This window comes from Streptomyces sp. NPDC050703, from assembly GCF_040654435.1.
GTDB lineage: Bacteria > Actinomycetota > Actinomycetes > Streptomycetales > Streptomycetaceae > Streptomyces.
Window position 1 is genome coordinate 95042 of the sequence record NZ_JBFAHX010000018.1, and the last position, 20917, is coordinate 115958.

Sequence of the window (20917 nt, forward strand, 5' to 3'; positions counted from 1 at the left end):
GGGTCAGCGCGCACCGTATGCTCGGCTTCTCTCCACGAGAACTTCACACTTGGAGCATCTCTTGCGCATACGCACCGCCGCCCCCGCCGTCCTCACCGTCACCGCCCTGTCGGCGGCCCTGCTCGCCGCGTCGCCCGCGTCGGCGGCGGGCCACCAGGGCGGACTGCACCTCGGCTACATCCAGTACGACAGCCCCGGCCGCGACACCCGCTCGAACGCGTCGCTGAACGCCGAGTGGGTCAACATCCACAACAACACCCGGTCCCCGATCCAGCTCAAGGGCTACAAGCTCAAGGACAACACCGGGTACACCTACACCTTCGGCAGCTACAAGATCGGCGCGGGCAAGACCGTCAAGGTCCGCACGGGCAAGGGCACCAACGCCTCCGGCGTGCGCTACTGGGGCCGCGGCAGCTACGTCTGGAACAACACCGGCGACAAGGCCCGCCTCGTCAGGCCCAGCGGCTCGCTCCAGGACTCCTGCTCCTGGTCGCGCACCGGCTCCGGGCACGTCAGCTGCCACTGACCACCGCCGGAGGGAGGGGGCGGGGCGACCGCTGCCGCGACGGGGCCCGCGCTCGGAGCCGCGGGAATGTCCCGCGCCGCGGAACGGTTGCCCCGCGACATGACGACGAATGACTCAGCGGCCTCCCCCTCCCCCGAAGTGCTGCGCTACGCGGCCTTCACCACCGACCCGGCGGGCGGCAACCCCGCCGGGGTCGTCCTCGACGCGGCCGGGCTCGACGACGCGGCGATGCCGGCGATCGCGGCACGGCTCGGCTACAGCGAGACCGCGTTCCTCACGGCCCGGAACCCCGGGGCCCCCGGCACCGCCGAACCGGTCTACGACGTACGCTACTTCGCCCCCAAGGCCGAGGTCCCCTTCTGCGGGCACGCCACCGTGGCCGCCGCGGTGGCGCTCGCCGAGCGGGACGGAACCGGCGCCGGGGGCTACCTCTTCGCGACGCCGGCGGGCGAGGTACCGGTCGCCGTCGACACCGTCGGGGGAGTGCCGCGGGCCACGCTCACCAGCGTCGCGCCGCACGTCGAGGCCGCCGGGGCCGACGACGTGGCCGAGGCGCTCGCCGCGCTCGACTGGTCCGCCGACGAGCTGGACGCCGACCTGCCGCCGCGGATCGCCTTCGCGGGCGCCCGCCACCTCGTCATCGCCGCGGCCACCCGGGACCGGCTCGCCCGGCTCGACTACGACGTCCCGCGCCTGGAGGCGCTGATGCGGCGCCTCGGCCTCACGACCGTGCAGCTGGTCCGGCGCGCGTCGGCGGACGTCTTCCACGTGCGCGACCCGTTCCCGGTGGGCGGCGTCGTCGAGGACCCGGCGACGGGCGCGGCGGCCGCGGCCTTCGGCGCCTACGCGCGCGAACTCGGCCTGGTGCCCGCCACGTCGGTCCTCACCCTCCACCAGGGCGAGGACATGGGCAGGCCCGGCGTCCTCACGGTGACGCTGCGGGAGGGCGACGAGCGGGTGCGGGTCAGCGGGACGGCGGTACGGATTCCGGCGTGACGGTCGTGACGGATCAGGCCCGGCCCGCAATGGTTCAGGCCTGGCCCGTCTCGAAGTGGGTGATCCTGCCCGCGCCGTCCGGGACGAAGCGCCACTTCGTGCGCATCTCGCCCCAGGTGTCGTTGCGGTAGGTGACGAGCAGCACGCGGCCCCCGTCCGACTCCGACATGACGTCCATGTGGCCGCGCGAGGAGAAGATCTCCCGCTCGGTCCACTCGGCGACGTCACGGTCGGAACCGTCGTCGGACATGGTCGCGCCGGGCGCGAGCAGCGCCTCGAAGGCGTGCCTGTCATGGGCGTTGACCGCGGTCACGAAGGCCCGGACCGAGGGGTCGCCGAGCCGGTTCACCAGGATGCTCATGGGCACACGCTCACACCGGGCGGGCCGCCGCGCCACCGGGACGCCGGCGCCCCTCACCCGTACGGCCGCCCGGACCGGGTGCCCGGCGCCGGTCCGTCGGACGGTGGGAGAGGACCGATTCCGTCTACGCCCACCGCTGGGAGCCTGCGATGACCTGTTCGTGCCTGGACCGACGTGACCTCGGACTGCTGCTCCTGCGCGCGGGGACCGGAGGAGTGCTCGCCGCGCACGGCGCCCAGAAGCTGTTCGGCTGGTTCGGCGGCCACGGCCTGGAGGGCACCGGCGCCTTCTTCGAGTCCATCGGCTACGCCCCGGGCAAGCGCAACGCCCTGGTCGCCGGGCTCGCCGAGGCCGGCGGCGGCGCCCTCCTCGCCCTGGGGCTCGCCACCCCGGCGGCGGGCTCCGCGGCGGCCGGCGCCATGGCGGGCGCCGCGGCCGTCCACGCGCCGAGCGGCTTCTTCAGCCAGGGCGGCGGCTACGAGTACCCGGCGTTCCTCGGCCTGGCCTCCGCGGCCCTCGCCGTCACCGGGCCCGGCCGCTACTCCGTCGACCACGCGGTCGGCCACTCCCTCAACCGCGCCTGGATGGTCCCCGCCGCGCTGGCGGGCACCGCGGTCGGGGTGCTCGTGACGCTGGCCGCGCGCAACAAGAACGTCCGCGAGAGCGCCTCGCCCGAGGAGTAGCCCGCGTGGCAGGCTGCGGGCCATGACCGACCGTCCGGACCCGCCGCGGTCCGCCCCGCGCCCGCCCGCGCCCCACCCGGACCCCTGGGAGGTCGTCGACCGCCTGCACGGCTGGCTGGAGTCCCACAACCGACGCGCCCCGCGGGAGGATCTGCTCCTGCGCATGCTGAAGCTCTCCGAGGAGGTGGGCGAGGTCTCCGAGGCGGTCATCGGCGCCATGGGCCAGAATCCGCGCAAGGGTGCGAGCCACACCTGGGACGATGTCCGGGCCGAGCTGTGCGACGTCATCGTCACGGCCATGGTGGCGCTGCGCACCCTGACCCCCGACGCGGAGGCCGAGCTCGCCGCGCATCTGCGCCGCGTCGCCGACCGCTCCGAAATCGGTGTCCCCGAAGGCGGTTGAGCGTCTAGCCTCCCCCGTCATGACCCTTTCCGCCGATCACCCCCCGCGTCTCGCGAACCTCACCTTCCACGGCCCGTTCTCCGAGGCGCGCGCCGGCCGCCTCGTGGACCGGCTCGCGGCGACGGGCCCCCGCACGGTCCTCGACATCGGCTGCGGCTGGGGCGAGTTGCTGCTGCGCGTCCTGCGGGCGGTGCCCGGGGCCACCGGCGTCGGCGTCGACCTCAACGGCGCGGACCTGGCCCGCGGCCGGGCCGCCGCCCGGGAGCGCGGCCTCGCCGACCGGGTGCTCTTCGCCGAGGAGTCCGCGCGGGACACCGGGCGCGGCCCCGCCGACGTCGTGCTCTGCCTGGGCGCGAGCCAGGCGCTCAGCGCCGCCGAGCCGCCCCGGTCGGCCGTGGAGGCGCTGCACGCGCTGCGCCGCCTGGTCCTGCCGGGCGGCCGGGTGGTCCTCGGCGAGGGCTTCTGGCAGCGTCCGCCCACCGCGGACGAACTGGCCGGGATGTGGCCGGACGCGCGGGCCGACGAGTACCTGCCGCTCGACGGCCTGGTGGACGCGGCGGTCGACGCCGGGTTCCGCCCGCTGCGGGTGGAGACGGCGAGCGAGGAGGAGTGGGAGGAGTTCGAGTCCGGCTACCGCCACGACACCGAGGAGTGGCTCGCCGCGCACCCGGACCACCCGGAGGCCGCCGGGACGCGGGCGCGCGTCGACGCCCAGCGTGCCACCTGGCTGCGCGGGTACCGCCGGGTGCTCGGGATCACGTATCTGACCTTGGTCCCGGTCGGCTGAGGCGGGTTAGGGTCGGGCGGTAACAGCGTCTCGGGCGAGGGGGCTGCGCGCGATGGGCGCGAGGGTCACTGCGGTCAGCAGCAACGGAACGTACTCCTTCACCAAGCCGAACCGCGAGAGCGTCACGCTCCTCGCGGGTCTCGGCGTCGAGGGCGACGTCCACGCCGGGGAGAAGGTCAAGCACCGCTTCCGGGTCCGGCGGAACCCCGACCAGCCGAATCTGCGGCAGGTCCACCTCATGCACGAGGAACTCCTCGACGAGCTCGCCGCGGACGGCTACGCCGTGGCCCCCGGCGAGCTGGGCGAGAACATCACCACGCGCGGCCTCGACCTGCTGGGCCTGCCCACGGGCGCGCGGCTGCACCTGGGCGCGGACGCCGTCGTGGAGATCACGGGGCTGCGCAACCCGTGCCGCCAGATCGACGAGTTCCGCGCCGGGCTGATGAAGAAGGTCGTCGGCCGCGACGCGTCCGGCGTGGTCGCCCACAAGGCGGGCGTCATGAGCGTGGTCCTGCGCGGCGGCGTGATCCGCCCCGGGGACGCCGTCGAGGTCGTCCTGCCGGAGGGGCCCCACCGCCCGTTGAAGACCGTCTGAGGCGCGCCCGGACCGCCGGGGGCGCGGGCTCTAGCGGCCGAACCACGTCTCGGCGAGCGCGTCCAGCGTCGGTTCGGGCGGGGCGGGCAGCTCCCTGAGGTACCAGGGCAGGTTGCTGTAGACGTGCAGCAGCGCGTACGCGAGGAGCAGGCGGGGCGGGAACGTCTCGCCGTACGCCCGCAGGAAGCGGGCCAGGAGCCCCGGCTCGCCGCGGGTGACGAAGAGGCCCACGCCCACGAAGTCGTACGCCCTGTCGCCGATCATGGCGGGCTCGAAGTCGATGAGGCCGGTGAGCCGCCGGTCCTCGGGGTCGACCAGCAGGTGCTGGCGCATGAACTCCGTGTGCAGCAGGGCGCGCCGGCCCGGTGCCGACGCTCCGTCGAAGGGGACGGACGCGAGGAATCCGGGTATCTGCTCCAGCCAGTTCTCCGGCAGGCCGTGGGCGCGCTGCTGCTCGACGGTGCTCGCGCGCCGGTGCCCGAGGAAGGTGTCCCAGTCGCCGGGGCCGAGGACGTCGGCCAGGGGCTCGTGGTCGAGGGCGTGCAGCGCGGCGAGCGCCTCGGCCGCTTCGGTGACGACGCGCTCCCGGTCGGCGCGCGGGAGGCGCGGCCAGGCGACGGCCAGGTCCTCGCCGGGCAGCCGGTCCATCAGGACGTAGCGCCAGCCGTTCTCGTACGGGCCTGTGCCGTGGACGCCCGGTGTGGGGACGGGCAGCCTGCCGTGGACGTGGCTCAGGACGCGGCCCTCGGCGATGCCGTCGTCGGCCGCCGCCCCGGGGAAGAGCTTCAGTACGTGCGCGTCGCCGACCGCGTAGACGGGCTGCGACCCCTCCGTGTAGCGCACCAGGGGCGCTCCGGCGAGGCCGAGGCGTGCGCAGAGGTCCTCGGCGGCGGGCCGCACCACCTTCTCGTCGGGCACGACGCGGTTCCACTCTTCGTCCGTGTTCACCTCGGGCAGCATGATCGGCACCGTAATGCCTACCGAAGTCCGCCCGCGACCGACTTTCGGCTGCTGCGGGGCGTCATGCCGGGCTCCTAGCGTGCTCCGGACATGACGTTCGACGGCGTGTCCGCCGTCACGGAGGGAACGGAGCACCACCACGATGCCGAGCGACCGGTTCGAGCAGGCGCACGGCGCCCCGGCGCCGCGGACGACGGTCCTCGGCCATCCGAAGGGCGAGCTGTGGCTGCTGCTCGCCGGGCTGCCCGCGGCCGGGCTCCTCGCCGGGCTCGCCCTGCCGCGGCTGGCCCGCTGGGCCTCGGGCTCCCCGGTGCTGCCCTGGCGGGACGGCGTCGCCTTCGTGGGCAGGCTCGACGCGCCCTGGCAGACCGGGCTCGTGATGGCGGCCGGGCTGGTGGCCGGGCTCGTGCTCGCGTTCACGGCGATCGCCGAGGCGATGCGCCTTGAGCTGACGGACGAGCGGGTGCGGATCGAGCAGCACGACACGGTCCTCGTCCTGGAACGCGCGGACGTCTCGGCCGTGTTCCGCGACGGCGGGCACCTGGTGTTCCTCGGGGCGGACTCGGGCGAGCTGGCGCGCGGCGAGCACGGGGCGCCCGCCGCCGCGCTGGCCGACGCGTTCCGCGCGCACGGCTACCCCTGGCGGGACGCCGACCCGCACGCGGCGCTGTTCCACCGCTGGATACCCGGCACCCCCGGCCTGCCCGCCGAGATCCACGCGCTCCTCAAGGCCCGCAGGACGGCGCTGAAGCGCAGCGCAGGGCGCGACGCCAGGGACCTGGCCGAGGCGGTGCGGGAGGCGGGCTTCGTCGTACGGGACGAGAAGGGCGAGCAGTACTGGCGGCCGTTGGCCGGGGGTGGCGGGCAGTGAGGGCGCGGCGCGTCAGAAGACGAACGGGCCCGGTGCCTGCGGGGACGTGGCGTCGCACGTCACGGTGATGCCGAAGACCACGAGCGTCAGCGAGGTGCCTTCGAGGCTGTCGCCCGCGGCGACGGTTCCGGTGAGCGGTCCCGTGGAGACGGCGCCGCCCGCGGGGATGGCCGGGTTGGAGCCGCCGGTGAACTCGGTGGTGCCCGAGCCGTTCTTGGTGAGGGTGAGCGTGGAGTCGACCGCGCCTGCGCCGATGTCGACCGGGGCGGTGACCGCCGAGGTGGACACCTCGATGGTGGCGCTGGTGCCGTCCTGGGCGGCGGTGAGGGTCGCCGAGCCGGAGCCGTAGGAACCGCAGTCGAACGAGAGGGTGGCGCTCCGCGGTTCGACCGCGGAGGCCGCGGGCGCGAGGGCGAGCGCGCCGACGGCGATCGCCGATCCGATGGCTGTTCCGACGCCGAGTCTGCCGTGTCGCATGGGGGCCTGCCTTCGTGGTGGGGGGGGAGGACGTGTCCGGTCGTACCGACGCGGTTACTGACGCGTCGTCAGACGGCCGGACCGCCGCCCATTGAGGCACACGCCACCAGAGGTGGCAAGGCAGGCCCCCATGATTATTGACATGTCACGACCAATTTTGGCCGCTCGGACACGGGTCAGGCATCACCCTCCAGCGCCTCGGCGACGCCCTCGGCCAGAAGGCCGGTGTACGCGGCCGTCCAGCTCTCCACCGTGGCCCGGTCCCACAGGTCGGTGGAGAACTCCACGTAGCCCGAGAGCACGTCACCGGTGGGGATCAGACCGAAGTTGAACTCCGACCGCGCGCCGGGCACGGTCAGGTCCTCGACCGCCGTCGTCAGACCCGGCAGCTCGATGTCCGTCTCCAGGGAGTTCTGGTACTGGAAGCCGAGCGGCAGCTTGTCGGGCACCTCGGTGCCCAGCGCCTTCCCCAGGTCGGCCGCCATCGCACGCAGCGGCGCCGCGTGGTCGATCGCCTCGACCGCGCTCCGCGCCACCTGGTCGACCAGGGCGCCGAACGAACCGGCCCGGTCACCGCGGACGCGCAGCGTGAAGGACGACACCGTGCAGGCGGCAAGGGCCTCGAACTCCCGCCGCTCGCGGTTGGCGTAGGAGATGCCGAGCAGGACGTCCCGCTCCCCCGACACCTCCCCGACCAGGCGGGCCATGGCCGCCGCCGTCACCGCGAACGGCGTCGTGCGGTGCCGGCGGGCCACGCTCTCCACGCCGGCGCGCACCTCCCGCCCCACCGTGAACAGCACCACGTCACCCGCGCCGCTCAGTTCGGCCGGGCGCGGCCGGTCGAGCGGCAGCGTGCCGGAGAACGGCGCGCCTTCGAGCTGCCGCGCCCAGTAGTCGACCAGGCGGCCCGTGTCGCGCGTACGGCCCTGCTCGCGCTGCCAGCGCGCGTACGCGCCGGGCTGCGGCGGGTCCGCCGCCAGGCCGTCCGGCTCCCCGGTGGCCGCCGCCCGGTACAGCGCGGCGAGCTCGCGGAGCAGGACGGTGACCGACCAGCCGTCGCAGGCCGCGTGGTGCAGCACGAAGACCAGGGCCCAGCGGTCGCTCCCGGTGCGCAGGAGACGGAACACCGGCGCCAGTTCGGCGCGGATGTCGAACGGCGTGGCGGCCGTCCGCGCCGCCAGGCGCTCCGCCTCCGCCTCCGCCGCCGGCCCGGAGCCGAGGCGCGCGAACAGGTCCTCCTCGGGCAGTTCGACCGGCCGGGGGCGCAGCGCCTCCTGCTGCCACTCCCCCGTCGCCGTGTCCTCCACGAGGCGGGTGCGCAGCCCCTCGTGCCGCGCGACCAGCCGGGTCAGGGCCGTGCGCAGGGCCGGTACGTCGAGCTTCCCCGTCAGGGTCAGGCGCATCGCCACGTTGTAGATCTGCGGGCGGGGGTGGGTCAGGTGACGGGTGACGAAGGCGTTCTGCTGGACGGTGGCGGGGGCGCGGCTCTCGGCCGGGGCGTCCGCGGGCACCTGCCCCCCGGCGGCCCCCGGCACGGCGTCGGCCTCCGCCGCCTCCGCCAGGTACGCCGCCATCGCGCGGAACGAGGGCTCCTCGTAGAAGCGGGCGACCGGGTACTCCGTGCCGAACTCCTCGCGCACGCTGTTGGCCAGGCGGATCGCCGTGATGGAGTGGCCGCCGAGTTCGAAGAAGGAGGCGGCGGGGCCGATCTCCCCCGCCGCGACACCGAACTCCTCGGCCCACAGCGCCCGCAGCCGGGCCTCGACGTCCCCGGAGACGGGCAGGGGACCCCCGGCCGCCCGCGCCGGCCGCTCCGTCGTGGTGATGAGCGGCGGTTCGGGGAGCGCTGCCCGGTCCAGCTTCCCGTTGCCGGAGAGCGGGAGCGACGGCAGCAGCGCCCAGGCGCGCGGTACCAGGTGGTCGGGGAGGCGTGCGGCCAGTTCCCGCGTGAGGCGGTCGGCCGTCTCCTGCTCCCCGGCCGTCGCCGTGGCGGGCACGGCGTAGGCGGCGAGCCGGGCATCGCCCCGCCCGTCGCGGCGGGCCAGGACGACCGCTTCGGCGACACCGGGCAGCGCGCTGAGCGCCCGCGTGACCTCTTCGGGCTCGACGCGGTAGCCCCGGATCTTCACCTGGTCGTCGGTCCTGCCGCGGAACACCAGGGCGCCCGTCGCCGTCCAGCACACCAGGTCGCCCGTGCGGTACAGCGTCTCCCCGCCGCCGAGCGGATCGGGGACGAAGCGCTCCGCCGTCAGCTCGGGGCGGCCGAGGTAGCCGGTGGCGACCCCGGGTCCGCCCACGTACAGCTCGCCCGCCTCACCGGCGGGCACCTCGCGCCCGTCGGCGCCGAGCACCCGCAGCGTGACGTTGTCGACGGGACGGCCGATCGGGATCGGGCCCGCCGCCTCGTCGGCGCCGAGCGGCTCCACCGGCTGGGTCGTGCAGAGCACGGTCACCTCGGTGGGCCCGTAGACGTTGACGGTCTCGTACGGTGCGCCCGCGCGCGGCCGGGTGCGCAGCACGTCACCGCCGAGCAGCAGGTGCCGCAGCGGGGGCTGCGCCTCGTCCGGCAGCGCGAGGACCGCCTCGCCGAGTGCCGTGGGCAGGATGGAGAAGGTGACGCGGTGCTCCGCGTACCAGCGGGCGAGGGCCGCGGGGTCCTTGCGGACCGTCTCGTCGGCGACGACGACCGTGGCGCCGGCGGTCAGCGCGGGCCAGATCTCCAGGGCGGCGGCGTCGAAGCTCTGGCTGCACACGGCGGCGGCGCGGTCGTCGGCGGTGAACCCGAAGCGCTCGTGGTGCCACTGGCACAGGTCCACCACGGCCCGGTGCGGCACGGCCACGCCCTTGGGGGTGCCGGTGCTGCCGGAGGTGTAGATCGCGAAGCAGAGTGCGTCGGGGCCGGGCGCCGCCGGGAGCGCGGTGGCGTCCGTGCCCGCCGGCGCGGCCGTGGCCTCGACCACGGCCACACCCTCCGGTGCCTTCGGCGGCTCCGCCGTCCCGCCCACCACGAGGACTCCGGCGCCGCTCTCCGCGAGGACGGTCCCGGCCCTGGCACGCCCCTGGCCGGGGTCCAGCGGCACATAGCCGTGGCCGGACTTGAGCGCCGCGAGCATGGCGACGATCAGCTCGGCGCCGCGCGGCAGCCACAGGGCGACCGGCGCCCCCGCCCGGCCCCGCTCGCGCAGGACGGCCGCCAGGCGCTCGGCCCGCTCGTCGAGGTCGCGGTAGGTCAGCGTGGTGTCACCGCTGATCACGGCCGTGCGGCCGGGGGCCGCCTCGGCCCAGCGCGACGCCAGGGCGTGGACGGTGCTGCGGGTCCGCTGCCGGGTGCGTCCGCGCCGCCACGCGTCGGGGACGGCGGCGCGCACGCCGGTGGCCTCGGCGAGCACGTCCCTGAACGTCCCGAAGAGCGCGTCGATCGTCGCCTCGTCGAACAGGTCGGTGTGGTACTCCAGGTGGCAGCGGATGCCGTCCGGCTGGTCGGTGAAGTACACGCTGAGGTCGGTCAGCGCCTTGTCGGGGCCCGAGTCGAGCGGGGTCGCCCGCACCCCGGGCAGCTCGAAGCGGAACGGGTCGCCGCTCTCGAACTCGGCGAGCGTCTGGAACACGGGGGTCCTGTCCAGCGCCCGCGCGGGGTCCAGCTCCCGGACGACCGCCTCGAAGGGCACGTCGGCGTGGTCGTAGGCGTCCAGGGCGACCGCGCGCACCCGGTCGAGCATCGTGCCGAAGTCCGGGTCGCCCGAGAGGTCGAGGCGCAGGGCCAGGGTGTTCACGAAGAAGCCGACGACGTTCTCGTACTCGGGGGTGCGGTCCGACATCGGGGTGCCGATGACGAGGTCGTCCTGGCCGGTGACGCGGTGCAGGGCGGCGGCGTAACCGGCGAGCAGCGTCATGAACAGGGTGCTGCGCCGCTCACGCCCCAACTTCCGTACCGCGTCGGAGAGGCCGGGGTCGAGCGTACGGAACAGGGCGCGGCCGTTGGACGTCATCCGCGCGGGGCGCGGGCGGTCCGTGGGCAGGGCGAGGACGGGCAGGTCGCCGTCGAGCGCCTTCCTCCAGTACGCCAGGTCGTCGGCCGCCTTCGCGCCGCCGAGCGCGTCGAGCTGGGCGCGGGCGTGGTCGGCGTAGGTGCGCGGCAGGCCGGGCAGTCCGACGGGCGGGGCGCCCGTGGTTTCGGCGAGGTAGAGGGCGGACACGTCCCGTGCGAGCACCGCGGCAGACGCCGCGTCCATGATGATGTGGTGCAGCGAGAAGACGAGCACGTGCCGGTGCTCGCCGAGCCGGACCAGGCGCGTGACGAACAGCGGCCCCTCGGCCAGGTCGAAGCGGCGCTCGCTCTCGGCCTTCAGCGTGGCGGCGACCGCGTCGCTGCCGGGCGCCGTGCCGTCGACGACCGCGAAGTCCACCTCGCCGGGCGCCTGCGCGAACTGCCGCGGCTCGCCGCCGGCCTCGCGGAAGACGGTGCGCAGCTGCTCGTGCCGGGCGGCGAGGGCGGACAGCGCCGCGCGCAGCGCGGGCACGTCGAGGGAGCCTTCCAGCTCGATGGCCTTGACCTCGTTGTACGCGGTGCGCCCCGGCAGCATCCGCTCCAGGAACCACACCCGCTGCTGGCCGGGCGACAGGGGCGCCCCCGGGTCGGTGGCCACGGGGGCGGGCGCCCGCTCGACGGCGGCCTTGGCCGCGGGCGTGGCGGCGGTGGCTGCGGCCGTGGCTGTGGCGGCACCCGTGGTGGTGGCCGTGCACGTACGACGCAGCGCGTCCAGGTGTACGAGGCCCTCGCGCATCGCACCGGGTGCCACGCCGAAGTCGACGAGCGCGACGACCTCGTCGGCGCCCGCCGCGCGCACCTCCTCCACGACCGGGCGCACGCTCTCCGGGCTGCCGATGAGGGCGCGCTGGTCGCAGTAGCGGTCGTAGGCGCGGCGGAAGACGACGTCGAGGTCGTCCTCGGTCATCGCCGAGAGGTCCACCTTCTGGCCGAGGCTGCCCGCGACGTTCCCGAAGAGCGAGAGGGACGCCCGCATGTACCGGGACAGCGGCTCGCGTGCCTCGGCGCGCGCGGTCGCGTGGTCCTCGGCCAGGTAGGTGTGCAGGAGCACGGAGACGTGCCCCGCGTCGGGGTCCAGGCCGTGGGCGGCGCGGGTGCGCCGGTAGAGCGCGATGTTCTCGCCGAGCTGCTCGACGCCCTGGGTCATGAGGTTGGTGACGATGCCCAGGTCGTGGCGGGCGGCCTGTTCGTACGACGCCGGGTTGCCGACGACCGCCGTGTACATCGGCGGGGCGTCCTGGACGGGGCGCGGGAAGAGCCGCAGGTCCGCCTCGCCGGCGCCGGTGGTGCGGCGCAGCGGCTCGCCGCGCCACAACTGCCGTACCTGCGCCACCTGTTCGTACATCAGCTCCTTGTGGGAGCCGAAGCGGTCGGGGAAGAAGGCGAAGTCGTTGGCGTGCCAGCCGCTCGCGCAGCCGATGCCGACGCGGCCCCCGGAGAGGTTGTCGACCATCGACCACTCTTCGGCGACGCGGATCGGGTCGTGCAGCGGGAGCACGACGGAGCCCGCGTTGATGCGGATGCGGTCCGTCTCGCGGGCGAGCGCGGCGGCGAGCACGACGGGGTTGGGGAAGAGGCCGCCGAAGGAGTGGAAGTGCCGCTCGGGAATCCACAGGGAGTGGAAGCCGCTGCGGTCGGCGAAGCGGGCGGTCTCCAGGAGGTGGTCGTACTTGCCGTGCTCCGGGGCGCTCTCGTCCTGGGGGTAGTCGCCGAAGAAGTAGACGCCGAAGTCGAGGGCGCGGGGGCGGGCGGCGGCGGGCTTCTCGGCGGGCGCGGGCGCGGGTGCGGGTGCGGGCGTGGGCGCGGGTGCGGGGGCCCGGCGGACCGTGGCGGCGGTGTTCCAGGCCACGGCCTGCGCCTTGGGCTCGGGGGCGGGCGGCGCCACCGCCTCGCGCGGCCCCGGCACCGTCACGCCGGGCGTCGCCTTCGCCTTCGTACGGAAGAACCCGGCGTCCCGCAGCTCCCGCAGCGAGCCCCGCACGGCGTCGACGATGAACTCGATGTCGCCGTCGGAGTGCTCGGTGGAGAGGAAGAAGTTGCGCCACTCCCACACGTGCACGCCGCGCAGCATGAGGTGGTGGTAGAGCAGCTCCATGTCCGCCCGGTGCTCGAACCGGAACTGCGAGCCGAAGTGGCTCAGGCTCAGCGCGAACTCCTCCGCCTCGAAGAAGGCGTTGAGCGTGGCGGCCAGTTCGTCGGTGCGGGCGTTCAGCCGCTCCTGGAGGCGGGGGCTGTGCTCCTTGAGGTGGGCGAGGACGGCGCGGGCGGCGACCATCGACACCGGATGCTGGATGTACGTGCCGCCGAAGAACGTGGTGTCGGCCTGCGGGTAGCTGTCGTCGCCGTAGTTCCAGTGGCCGCCGTCGACGCCGTCCATGATGTCGGCACGCCCCGCGATGGCCCCGATGGGGAAGCCGCCGCCGAGCAGCTTGCCGTAGGTGGCGAGGTCCGGGGTCACGCCGTACAGCTCCTGGGCGCCGCGCGGCGCGGGCCGGAAGCCGGTCAGCATCTCGTCGAAGAGCAGCACGATGCCGTGGCGCCTGGTCAGTTCGCGCAGGCGGCGCACGAAGCCCGCGGGGCGGAGCGAGGGGTGGCGGCTCTGCACCGGCTCGACGACGACCGCGGCGATGTCGCCCGCCTGCTGCTCGATGAGGGCGAGGCTCTCCTCGCTGCCGTAGGGCAGGACGAGCAGGTCCGCGACGGCGTTCTGCGGGATGCCCGCGGACATCGGGACGGTGGTCAGGCCCTCGCCGCCGGTGCGCGGTGAGCGGCCGAGGACGTTGTCGTTGTGGCCGTGGTAGGCGCCCTCGAAGGTGATGATGCGGCTGCGCCCGGTGGCGGCGCGGGCCAGGCGGATCGCGGCCGAGTTCGCCTCCGTACCGGAGTTGGCGAAGGCGACGCGCTCCATGCCGGTCAGCTCGGCGAGCAGCTCGGCGGCCTCGCCCGTCTCCACGTTGCGGGGGCCGAGCTGGATGCCGCGCGAGAGGTGTTCGCGGACGGCCTCGGCGACGAAGTCGGGCTCGTGGCCGAAGAGCAGCACGCCGAAGCCCATGGTGATGTCGACGTAGCGGTTGCCGTCGATGTCTTCGAGCCAGGAGCCCTTGGCCCGCCGTCCCGCGATCGGGTACAGCATCTCCTTGGTACTGCTGCGGAACCCCACCGCGGCCCTGCTGTCGGCGAGCACCCGGCGGTACTTCTGTGCGATCCGCTTCGAGGTGGGCGTCTTGGCGGTGTAGCGGCGCACCAGGTCGTCCAGGTGCGCCCGCTGCGACTCGGGCGATCCGCCGCGCACCATGCCGGAGCCGCGGGCCACTTCGAGGCGGGGGCCGTGCTGGGCGGTGCGCGGCGCCTCCGGCGCGGCTTCGGGCGTCCCCAGATGGTTCGCGATGCGGCGCGACAGCTCCCGCATGGCGGCGAGGTCCGCGTCGACCGCCGCGGAGACGGGGCTCGGGTGCGTGGTCATCGGCCCACCTGCGCCTGGGCCTGGGCGGTGAGCAGCTGGGAGAGCTGGCCCATGAGCTGGAGCTGCATCTGCGTGAGCTGGTGGATCTGCCGCTGGAGGTCCTCGATCTCCTGGCGGGTGGCGTACGCGGGGGCCGGGGCCTGTCCGGCGGCGGGGGCCGGCGGCGCCACCCGGGCGACCGGCTCCGGCGCGGTCTCAGGGGCCGACGCGGTCTCACGGACCGGCGGCACGGTCTCACGGACCGGCGGCTCGGGACGCGGCTGGGCGGGCAGGGGCGGCGCCGGCAGGGGCGGCGCCGGCGGCTGGGCCGCGAGCGGCTCGGGGCGCTCCGGCGCGGCGCTCACCCCCATCTTCCCCGCGATGATCACGGCGAGCCCCTTCGCCGTCCCCGCCTCCTCGAAGAGCTCCCGCATCGACACCTTGACCCGGTGCTCCTCCTCCAGCTCGCGCAGCACGCCGATCATCTGCAGCGAGTCCGCCCCGAGGTCGAAGAAGGAGGCGTCCTCGGCGATCTCGCTGGTGTCGTAGCTGAGGTGCTTCGCGGTGACCTTGATGATGTGCTGGAGCACACGCTCGACCGATGCTTCGTCCTGTGCCACTTCGGTTACATCCCTCGCAGGTCGTGCGGGCCGAGGAAGGTGGTTCTCCGGCCCTGTCCAGTAGTACTTGTGCTGGAAGCGGTAGCCGGGCAGCGGAATCCTGCGGCCCGTCCCGCCCATGAAGGCCCGCCAGTCGAGCGGCGCCCCCGCCCTGTGGAGGTCCGCCGCCGCGTCCCAGAGGGGTTCGAGGCCGGCGCCGCGCCGCAGCGTCGGACGCACCGCCCGGTCCGGCAGCTCCCGCCGCGCGAGCCCGCTGAGTGTGGTGTGCGGGCCGAGCTCCAGGAGCGTGGCGGTGGACTCGTGCGACGTGCCGAGGTGGTGCAGGGCGTCGGCGAATCTCACCGGGTGACGCGACTGTCGTACGAGGTAGTCGGTGTCGGGGAGCCAGCCGGCGGGGCGGGTGCGCCCGTCCAGGGTGCTGACGAACGGCACGTCGCAAGGGGTGAGCGCGGCCTCCGAGCACAGTTCGGCGAGCCCCGGGAGCACGGGGTCCATCAGTGCGGTGTGGAACGCGTGGTCCACCGGGAGCCGCCGGGCGGCGATGCCGCGCCCGGCCAGGAGTGCGGCCAGGCGGTCCACCGCGGCGGCCGGGCCCGCGAGGACCTGGCCGCGGGCGCCGTTGGCCACGGCGAGTTCGACGCCGGGCACCTCGGCGGCCAGTTCCAGGGCCGCGCTCTCCGTCATCGGCACCGCGACCATCGCCCCCGGCGCGCAGAGGTCGCGCATCAGCCTGCCGCGCCCCGCCGTCAGGCGCAGCCCGTCCTCGACGCTCAGGGCCCCGGCCGCGTGCAGCGCCGCGTACTCGCCCACGCTGTGCCCGGCCACCACGCGCGGCACGATCCCCGCGTCCCGCCACAGCCGGACCAGCGCGCACTGGAGGGCGAAGAGCGCGGGCTGCGCCAGTTCGGTGGGCCAGGACGGCTCGTCCTCCTCCTCGGCCGCGAGGAGTGGGGCGAGGAGGCTTCCGCCACCGGTGAGTGCCGCGTACTGCCGCTCGCAGGCGTCCAGGACCTCGCGTACGGCGGGGAAGCGGTCGTGGAGCGGTCGTGCCGCGCCCCGGTACAGGCTCCCCTGCCCCGTGAAGAGGAACCCGGTGTCGGCCCCGTCCGTGCCGCCGCCGCCCGGCCGGGGGTCCGCGAGCCAGGCGTCGAGGGCGTCCGTGAGCGCGGCGACGGTGTCCCCGCGCAGCGCGAGGCGGTGCCTGCGGTGGGCGCGGCCGAGCGCGAGCGTCGTCACGAGGTCCGCGTGGCGCGTGCCGGGGTGGGCCCGCAGGTGGTCGCGGAGGGCCGTGGCGTTGTCGGTGAGCGCGGCCTCGGTGTGGCCCGCGAGCACCAGGACGCCGGGCGCCTCGGGGGCCCGGGTGGGGCGCGGCGGCGGAGCGGGGGCCTCTTCGAGCACGACGTGGACATTGGTCCCGCCCACCCCGAACGAGCTGACGCCCGCCCTGCGCGGCCCGTCCCCCCGGGGCCACGGGCGCGCCGAGTCCGGGATGTAGAAGGGGCTGGATGCGAGGTCGAGGGCGGGGTTCGGGCGCCGGAAGCCGGCCATCGGCGGGATGACGCCGTGCTGGAGCACGAGCAGCGCCTTGATCATGCCGGCCAGGCCCGAGCAGACGTCGAGGTGCCCGATGTTGGCCTTGACCGCGCCGAGCGCGCAGTAGCCGGTGCGGTCGGTGTCGGCGCGGAACGCGGCGGTGGCGCCCTCGAACTCGATCGGGTCGCCCTTGAACGTGCCCGTCCCGTGCGTCTCCAGGTAGCCGATGCTGCCCGCGTCGACGCCCGCCCGCTCCAGGGCCCGCCGGATCGCGCCCTGCTGCCCGTCGGCGCTGGGCGCGGTGAACGCCCGCTTGTCCGCCCCGTCGTTGTTGGCCCCCCAGCCGCGCAGGACGCCGTGGATGTGGTCGCCGTCCGCGAGCGCCCTGTCGAGCCGCTTGAGCACGACGGCCGCGACGCCCGTACCGCCCACGGTCCCGTCGGCGCCGGCGTCGAAGGGCCGCAGGTAGCCGCTCTTGGAGAGGATGGACCCCTTCACGTACTGGTAGCCGAGCACCTGCGGCACATGGAGTGCGGTGGCGCCCGCGACAGCGATGCCGCACTCGCCGTGGGCGACGGCCTGCGCGGCCTGGTGGACGGCGGTCAGCGAACTGGAGCACGCGGTCTGGACGTTGACGGCGGGCCCGGTGAGGCCCAGCCGGTAGGCGGCGCGGTTGGCGGTGAAGTCGCTGAAGTTCCCGACGGTGACCTGGAGGCCGGCGACCCAGTCGGCGACGCCCTCCGCGAGGACGTTGTTCCGGAGGTAGTGCTGGAGGGAGTAGAGGTGGTAGCCGGTGCTCGCGTAGACGCCGACGTCATGGCCGCCCGCCTCGTCGGCGTTCCCCGCGTACCCGGCGTTCTCCAGGGCGTGGTGGACGCACTCCAGGAACAGCCGGTGCTGGGGGTCGGTGATGCGGGCCTCGTGGGCGCTCATCCCGAAGAAGCTCGCGTCGAACCCGGCGATGTCGTCGAGGACACCGCTCGCCCCCACGAAGTCGTCGGCGGAGTACTGCTCCTCGGTGATCCCGGCCGCGGCCAGCTCGGCCTCGGTGAAGCGGCGGATGCGGTCGGCGCCCTCGCGGATGGTGCGCCAGAACTCCTCCGGGGTGTCTGCCCCGGGCAGCCGGAAGTCCATGCCGATGACGGCCACGGGGGTGCTCGGCGGGGCGGGTGCGGGTGAGGCTGGGCGGGGGACGGTCATCGGGCCTCGGCCTCGCTCTCCACGGACGGCGGGTCCTGTCGTACGGGGGGTTCGGTTCCGGCCGCCGCCTTGGCTCCGGCGGCTTCGGCCGCCGCGTCGGCTCCGGCGGCCCTGGGGGCGGTGTCGTGCCCGGCGGCGCTCCTGCCGCTCCGTGCCTGCCGTACGAGGACGACGAGGAGCCCCGCGCAGAGCACGATGGCGAAGCCGTGCAGCAGCCCGACGACGGTCAGCGGCGAGTACAGGTCGAGGAGCGCGCCACTGACCAGCATCCCCAGCCCGAACCCGGTGTTCTCGACCGACGCGGAGAGGCCGAAGAGCCGCCCGCGCTGCTCGTCGGGCGCGGCCTGGAGCCGGGTGACGTAGGCGATCTCGGTGAGCCCGTCGGCCATGCCCGCGACGAGGGCCGCCGCGACGGCCACGCCGGTCGGCAGGCCCGCGAAGACCACGATGAACGCGGCCGACATGACGCAGGCCCCGATCGCGAAGGCCCGCTCCCCCGGCCCCTGCCGCCCGCCGCGCCCGGCCCAGCGGCCGATGACCTGCTGCATGACGATGTTGCCGATGGCCCAGGTGGCCCAGAACTGGCTGACGAAGGTGGCCGGATGGGACGGGTCGAGGGAGCTGGAGTAGACGGGCAGGGCGACGTTGTGGGAGGACGACCCGAGCCCGTCCGCGGCCCTGACGACGATCATCACGGCGAGCACGGGGGCGGCGCGCAGCAGGAGCATGGCCCCGAGGCGCCGCGGCTCGTTCCCGCTCTCCGCGGCACCCTTGTCGTCGGCGCCCTTCTTCTGCCCCCTCGTACGGATCGGGAGGGAGAGGAGCACACTCGCCGACACGGCGAAGGAGGCGGCGTCGAGGGAGATGGCGGCGACGTAGCCGAGCTGGGCGACGACGACGCCGGCCGAGGCGAACCCGGCGATCATCGCGAGCGAACGCCCGGTGGCGAGCAGCGAGTTGGCGCGGAGCCGCAGCTCAGGACCCACGATCTCGGGGATGGCGCTGCGCAGGGAGACACCGGAGAGGGTCGAGCAGAACCCGGTGACGACGGCGAGGACGTAGAGCAGCCCGGCCCGCCCGGCATCGGGGGCGATCAACAGCGCTACCATGGCGGCGCACTGTGTGAGATCGGCACCGACCATCAACCTCTTGCGGTCGTACGCCGAGACCAGCCGTCCGCTCACAAAGCCGGATACGACGCTGGTCAACAGACGTACGGCCATGAAGATCCCGGCGGCGAGCGCGCTGTCGGTGACCTCGTAGATGAAGACGTTGAGCGCGACCATGTTCAGGTAACTGCCGTACGCCGAAACGCCGTTGCCCACCACGAGCAGGCGAAAGTGCCTCAAGCGTCCCCCCTGTGCAACCGCTGCTCCACTGCCTTACCGGATGTCACGCACAGTGATGTGTGGCTGCGCTGTGCCGCGACGGCCTTCACACTCACGCGCCCCGAAGCGCGCCCACAGTCCCCCGAACTGGTGACTTGACAAGTTCAACTAGACGCTGCGGCCCAGGGTTTACCCCAGAGTTGACCCAGGTCAGGCCCGTGTCCCCGGGGATTCCTTTCTGTTTCCGCAGGACCGTGGTTAGATCAAGTTGCGGTCACGCCTTCGTAGAAGTTGACAGTCCCTCCCGGAGGGAAGATGCCAGTAACCAGCCGCCCCCAGAACGCACCGGCCCTGTCCCACAGGGAGCGCCAGGTGCTGGCCCACATCGCGGCAGGCCTCTCCCACAAGCAGATCGCCCGCCGCCTCGGCATCAGCGTCCACACGGTCGGCACGTACCTGCGCCGCATCCGCACCAAGCGCACCGCCCCGACGGTGGCCCACCTGATCCGCCTCGGCGTGGCGGAGGGAGTGGCGACTTCGGGCGGGCCGAGCTGAGGTATCTGGCGGTGCCCTTGGGAAACCACGCGTACTCCCATGAGGTCAGATGAACAAAGAACTCGACAAATTCATCACGATCTACCTCAACGAGATGCAGGCAGCCGACGTGAGCGGTTACCTGCGTCCGACTCTGCACGGATTCGGCGAGGAGTACATCGCCGCCGTCCGCGAGGGGCTCGCGACGACACTCAGCACACGGAGTCTTTCTCTCACGGACTACGTACGCCTGACGGATATCGAGTTCGACAGCGAAGAGGCTCTGTACAGCTACCTACTCGACATGCAGGAATACCTCTTCGGAGACAGGCCCCGGCAGCCTGCTCCGCCCGCCTGATCACGGTGCCGAGTCCATGAAGCACACCAAGTCACCCGAAGGCATGCTGGACCGCCTACGGGCCGTCGACTGGACGGACTACGACCGCGCGGACGACCATGCCGCGTCGCGTGCCGCCCTGCTGCGCGAGTATCTCCGCCGTGCCGCCCTATGGGCCGAGAGGCTCGACGGCACGGATGAGTGGCCGATCTTCGATATGGCCAGACGGGTGGACGCATCCGTCAGAGCCCGGCGGGACCTGGCTGACCAGCTGGTCGCCTACGCGTCGAAGAACATCCCCACCCCTCGCACACGAGAAGCCTGCCTCATGGCGCTCCACTGGGCTGCCCTCAGTGAGAGGTCTCCCCAAAGCGTGGCGGGCACCCCGGACCCATTCGAGCCCCTGCTCGCGATCTACGAACGTGGTGGCGGTTTCACTGTCGAGAACGGGACGGTCGATTTCCTGCTCATCCGTGTCCGCATTCAGCGCTGGCAGGATCACGTGTCTCACGCGCCCGTGGTCACGCTCGACTCTGCGGCTCTGGACTCTTTGGATAGGTAGACCATACGGTCCATCCATGACTGTGCTGGTCGATCGCCATGAACTGCCGTCAGGGCTTGAAGCCGAACAGTTCGCAGAACAACTGCAGGAGTACTTCTTCGAAGGAGTCGACGAGCTCGACGGGTCCGCCTCCATCATCGACGCGGTCTTCAACACATTGGTGTTGAACCTGCGAGCTCGGTGTGTCGTCGACCCACGGGCCGAAGCGGTGGAGACATGGGAGGCCGCGGTAACGGCGATGCAGCTGGGCTCGGCACTCTTCACCGTGACGGTCGAGGGCGAGGGGACTGTCGAGTGCCGTATCAACCGCAAGGTTCCCCACCTGACGGCGAGCTCCGGCAGCACGAGCCGGTGACGCTAGCCATGAGCGAGGACGGTGCAGATGCAGCTAACGAACTGGGCGCCCGATCGAGGAGCCAGGTCAGACCCCGATGACCCAAGAGAACAGGCCGTGCCATGAAAATTGCGGATCACTTTACTGAACTCTGGGCTCCATCCTTCGGTAGCCCGCGAGGTGACATACAGGACTTCATTCGTCCAGAGGCATACTCCGACCAGCGACGTATAGCCGACTACCTGCGAGCCGGGCACGGGATTCTGGCCACTATGGGAGCGTCAGAGGACAGACTGGGGCCCGGCCAACAGATTCTCGGC

Annotated in this window: 17 protein-coding genes; 11 read left to right on the top strand and 6 right to left on the bottom strand. The window is 73.6% G+C overall.

Annotation, left to right across the window (positions count from 1 at the left end; genetic code table 11):
• Positions 1 to 61 precede the first annotated feature (61 nt).
• The gene (locus AB0I16_RS18850) at positions 62 to 526 is read left to right on the top strand and encodes a lamin tail domain-containing protein (protein WP_363250537.1); all 465 of its coding nucleotides are present in this window, start codon (positions 62 to 64) and stop codon (positions 524 to 526) included.
• Between the two features lie 99 nt (positions 527 to 625).
• Positions 626 to 1522 carry a PhzF family phenazine biosynthesis isomerase gene (locus AB0I16_RS18855; RefSeq protein ID WP_363250538.1) on the top strand — a complete coding sequence of 299 codons (897 nt, stop codon included), beginning with the start codon at positions 626 to 628 and terminating at the stop codon, positions 1520 to 1522.
• 34 nt (positions 1523 to 1556) lie between these two features.
• On the opposite strand, the gene AB0I16_RS18860 is transcribed toward AB0I16_RS18855, so the two are convergent.
• Complete coding sequence (locus AB0I16_RS18860; protein ID WP_363250539.1) at positions 1557 to 1883, bottom strand: nuclear transport factor 2 family protein; 327 nt, start codon at positions 1881 to 1883, stop codon at positions 1557 to 1559.
• A gap of 149 nt (positions 1884 to 2032) precedes the next feature.
• Between AB0I16_RS18860 and AB0I16_RS18865 the strand changes: the two genes are divergently transcribed.
• From AB0I16_RS18865 to AB0I16_RS18880, 4 genes are read left to right on the top strand one after another with little or no spacing between them, the layout of a single operon-like run.
• Positions 2033 to 2566 (top strand): DoxX family membrane protein, encoded by a 534-nt coding sequence (locus AB0I16_RS18865; RefSeq protein WP_363250540.1) that lies wholly within the window; start codon positions 2033 to 2035, stop codon positions 2564 to 2566.
• Between the two features lie 22 nt (positions 2567 to 2588).
• Positions 2589 to 2969 carry a MazG-like family protein gene (locus AB0I16_RS18870; RefSeq protein WP_363250541.1) on the top strand — a complete coding sequence of 127 codons (381 nt, stop codon included), beginning with the start codon at positions 2589 to 2591 and terminating at the stop codon, positions 2967 to 2969.
• Between the two features lie 19 nt (positions 2970 to 2988).
• On the top strand, positions 2989 to 3756 hold the full coding sequence (locus tag AB0I16_RS18875) for a class I SAM-dependent methyltransferase (RefSeq protein WP_363250542.1): 768 nt from the start codon (positions 2989 to 2991) through the stop codon (positions 3754 to 3756).
• 52 nt (positions 3757 to 3808) lie between these two features.
• The gene (locus tag AB0I16_RS18880) at positions 3809 to 4351 is read left to right on the top strand and encodes an MOSC domain-containing protein (protein ID WP_363250543.1); all 543 of its coding nucleotides are present in this window, start codon (positions 3809 to 3811) and stop codon (positions 4349 to 4351) included.
• Positions 4352 to 4381: 30 nt separating this feature from the next.
• Here the strand turns inward: AB0I16_RS18880 and AB0I16_RS18885 are convergent, their stop codons facing one another.
• Positions 4382 to 5311: an aminoglycoside 3'-phosphotransferase/choline kinase family protein gene (locus AB0I16_RS18885; protein WP_363250544.1), complete on the bottom strand. Its 930-nt coding sequence runs from the start codon at positions 5309 to 5311 to the stop codon at positions 4382 to 4384.
• A gap of 142 nt (positions 5312 to 5453) precedes the next feature.
• Here AB0I16_RS18885 and AB0I16_RS18890 point away from each other — a divergent pair, with 142 nt between their 5' ends.
• Entirely contained in the window at positions 5454 to 6182 is a 729-nt protein-coding gene (locus tag AB0I16_RS18890) for a hypothetical protein (RefSeq protein ID WP_363250545.1), read from the top strand.
• A 12-nt stretch (positions 6183 to 6194) separates the two neighbouring features.
• Here AB0I16_RS18890 and AB0I16_RS18895 read toward each other — a convergent pair whose 3' ends face one another.
• From AB0I16_RS18895 to AB0I16_RS18910, 4 genes are all read right to left on the bottom strand, one after another.
• On the bottom strand, positions 6195 to 6659 hold the full coding sequence (locus AB0I16_RS18895) for a hypothetical protein (RefSeq protein ID WP_363250546.1): 465 nt from the start codon (positions 6657 to 6659) through the stop codon (positions 6195 to 6197).
• Positions 6660 to 6835: 176 nt separating this feature from the next.
• Positions 6836 to 14170 (bottom strand): MupA/Atu3671 family FMN-dependent luciferase-like monooxygenase, encoded by a 7335-nt coding sequence (locus tag AB0I16_RS18900; protein WP_363250548.1) that lies wholly within the window; start codon positions 14168 to 14170, stop codon positions 6836 to 6838.
• Positions 14167 to 17502 (bottom strand): beta-ketoacyl synthase N-terminal-like domain-containing protein, encoded by a 3336-nt coding sequence (locus tag AB0I16_RS18905; RefSeq protein ID WP_363250549.1) that lies wholly within the window; start codon positions 17500 to 17502, stop codon positions 14167 to 14169. Before AB0I16_RS18905 ends, AB0I16_RS18900 begins: the two co-directional genes overlap by 4 nt.
• Positions 17499 to 18851: an MFS transporter gene (locus AB0I16_RS18910; RefSeq protein WP_363250550.1), complete on the bottom strand. Its 1353-nt coding sequence runs from the start codon at positions 18849 to 18851 to the stop codon at positions 17499 to 17501. The genes AB0I16_RS18905 and AB0I16_RS18910 overlap by 4 nt, the downstream gene beginning before the upstream one ends.
• A 294-nt stretch (positions 18852 to 19145) precedes the next feature.
• Between AB0I16_RS18910 and AB0I16_RS18915 the strand changes: the two genes are divergently transcribed.
• From AB0I16_RS18915 to AB0I16_RS18930, 4 genes are read left to right on the top strand one after another with little or no spacing between them, the layout of a single operon-like run.
• Positions 19146 to 19385, top strand: coding sequence for a helix-turn-helix transcriptional regulator (locus AB0I16_RS18915; protein ID WP_363250551.1), 240 nt, complete (start codon positions 19146 to 19148; stop codon positions 19383 to 19385).
• A gap of 49 nt (positions 19386 to 19434) precedes the next feature.
• The gene (locus AB0I16_RS18920) at positions 19435 to 19722 is read left to right on the top strand and encodes a hypothetical protein (RefSeq protein ID WP_363250552.1); all 288 of its coding nucleotides are present in this window, start codon (positions 19435 to 19437) and stop codon (positions 19720 to 19722) included.
• A gap of 16 nt (positions 19723 to 19738) precedes the next feature.
• Entirely contained in the window at positions 19739 to 20263 is a 525-nt protein-coding gene (locus tag AB0I16_RS18925; protein WP_363250553.1) for a hypothetical protein, read from the top strand.
• Between the two features lie 16 nt (positions 20264 to 20279).
• The gene (locus AB0I16_RS18930; protein WP_363250554.1) at positions 20280 to 20618 is read left to right on the top strand and encodes a hypothetical protein; all 339 of its coding nucleotides are present in this window, start codon (positions 20280 to 20282) and stop codon (positions 20616 to 20618) included.
• Positions 20619 to 20917: the final 299 nt, after the last annotated feature.

Coding starts and splice junctions, on each gene's coding strand:
- AB0I16_RS18855 (WP_363250538.1), top strand. CDS start 626: ATGACGACGAATGACTCAGCGGCCTCCCCCTCCCCCGAAGTGCTGCGC.
- AB0I16_RS18860 (WP_363250539.1), bottom strand. CDS start 1,883: ATGAGCATCCTGGTGAACCGGCTCGGCGACCCCTCGGTCCGGGCCTTC.
- AB0I16_RS18865 (WP_363250540.1), top strand. CDS start 2,033: ATGACCTGTTCGTGCCTGGACCGACGTGACCTCGGACTGCTGCTCCTG.
- AB0I16_RS18870 (WP_363250541.1), top strand. CDS start 2,589: ATGACCGACCGTCCGGACCCGCCGCGGTCCGCCCCGCGCCCGCCCGCG.
- AB0I16_RS18875 (WP_363250542.1), top strand. CDS start 2,989: ATGACCCTTTCCGCCGATCACCCCCCGCGTCTCGCGAACCTCACCTTC.
- AB0I16_RS18880 (WP_363250543.1), top strand. CDS start 3,809: ATGGGCGCGAGGGTCACTGCGGTCAGCAGCAACGGAACGTACTCCTTC.
- AB0I16_RS18885 (WP_363250544.1), bottom strand. CDS start 5,311: ATGCTGCCCGAGGTGAACACGGACGAAGAGTGGAACCGCGTCGTGCCC.
- AB0I16_RS18890 (WP_363250545.1), top strand. CDS start 5,454: ATGCCGAGCGACCGGTTCGAGCAGGCGCACGGCGCCCCGGCGCCGCGG.
- AB0I16_RS18895 (WP_363250546.1), bottom strand. CDS start 6,659: ATGCGACACGGCAGACTCGGCGTCGGAACAGCCATCGGATCGGCGATC.
- AB0I16_RS18900 (WP_363250548.1), bottom strand. CDS start 14,170: ATGACCACGCACCCGAGCCCCGTCTCCGCGGCGGTCGACGCGGACCTC.
- AB0I16_RS18905 (WP_363250549.1), bottom strand. CDS start 17,502: ATGACCGTCCCCCGCCCAGCCTCACCCGCACCCGCCCCGCCGAGCACC.
- AB0I16_RS18915 (WP_363250551.1), top strand. CDS start 19,146: ATGCCAGTAACCAGCCGCCCCCAGAACGCACCGGCCCTGTCCCACAGG.
- AB0I16_RS18920 (WP_363250552.1), top strand. CDS start 19,435: ATGAACAAAGAACTCGACAAATTCATCACGATCTACCTCAACGAGATG.
- AB0I16_RS18925 (WP_363250553.1), top strand. CDS start 19,739: ATGAAGCACACCAAGTCACCCGAAGGCATGCTGGACCGCCTACGGGCC.
- AB0I16_RS18930 (WP_363250554.1), top strand. CDS start 20,280: ATGACTGTGCTGGTCGATCGCCATGAACTGCCGTCAGGGCTTGAAGCC.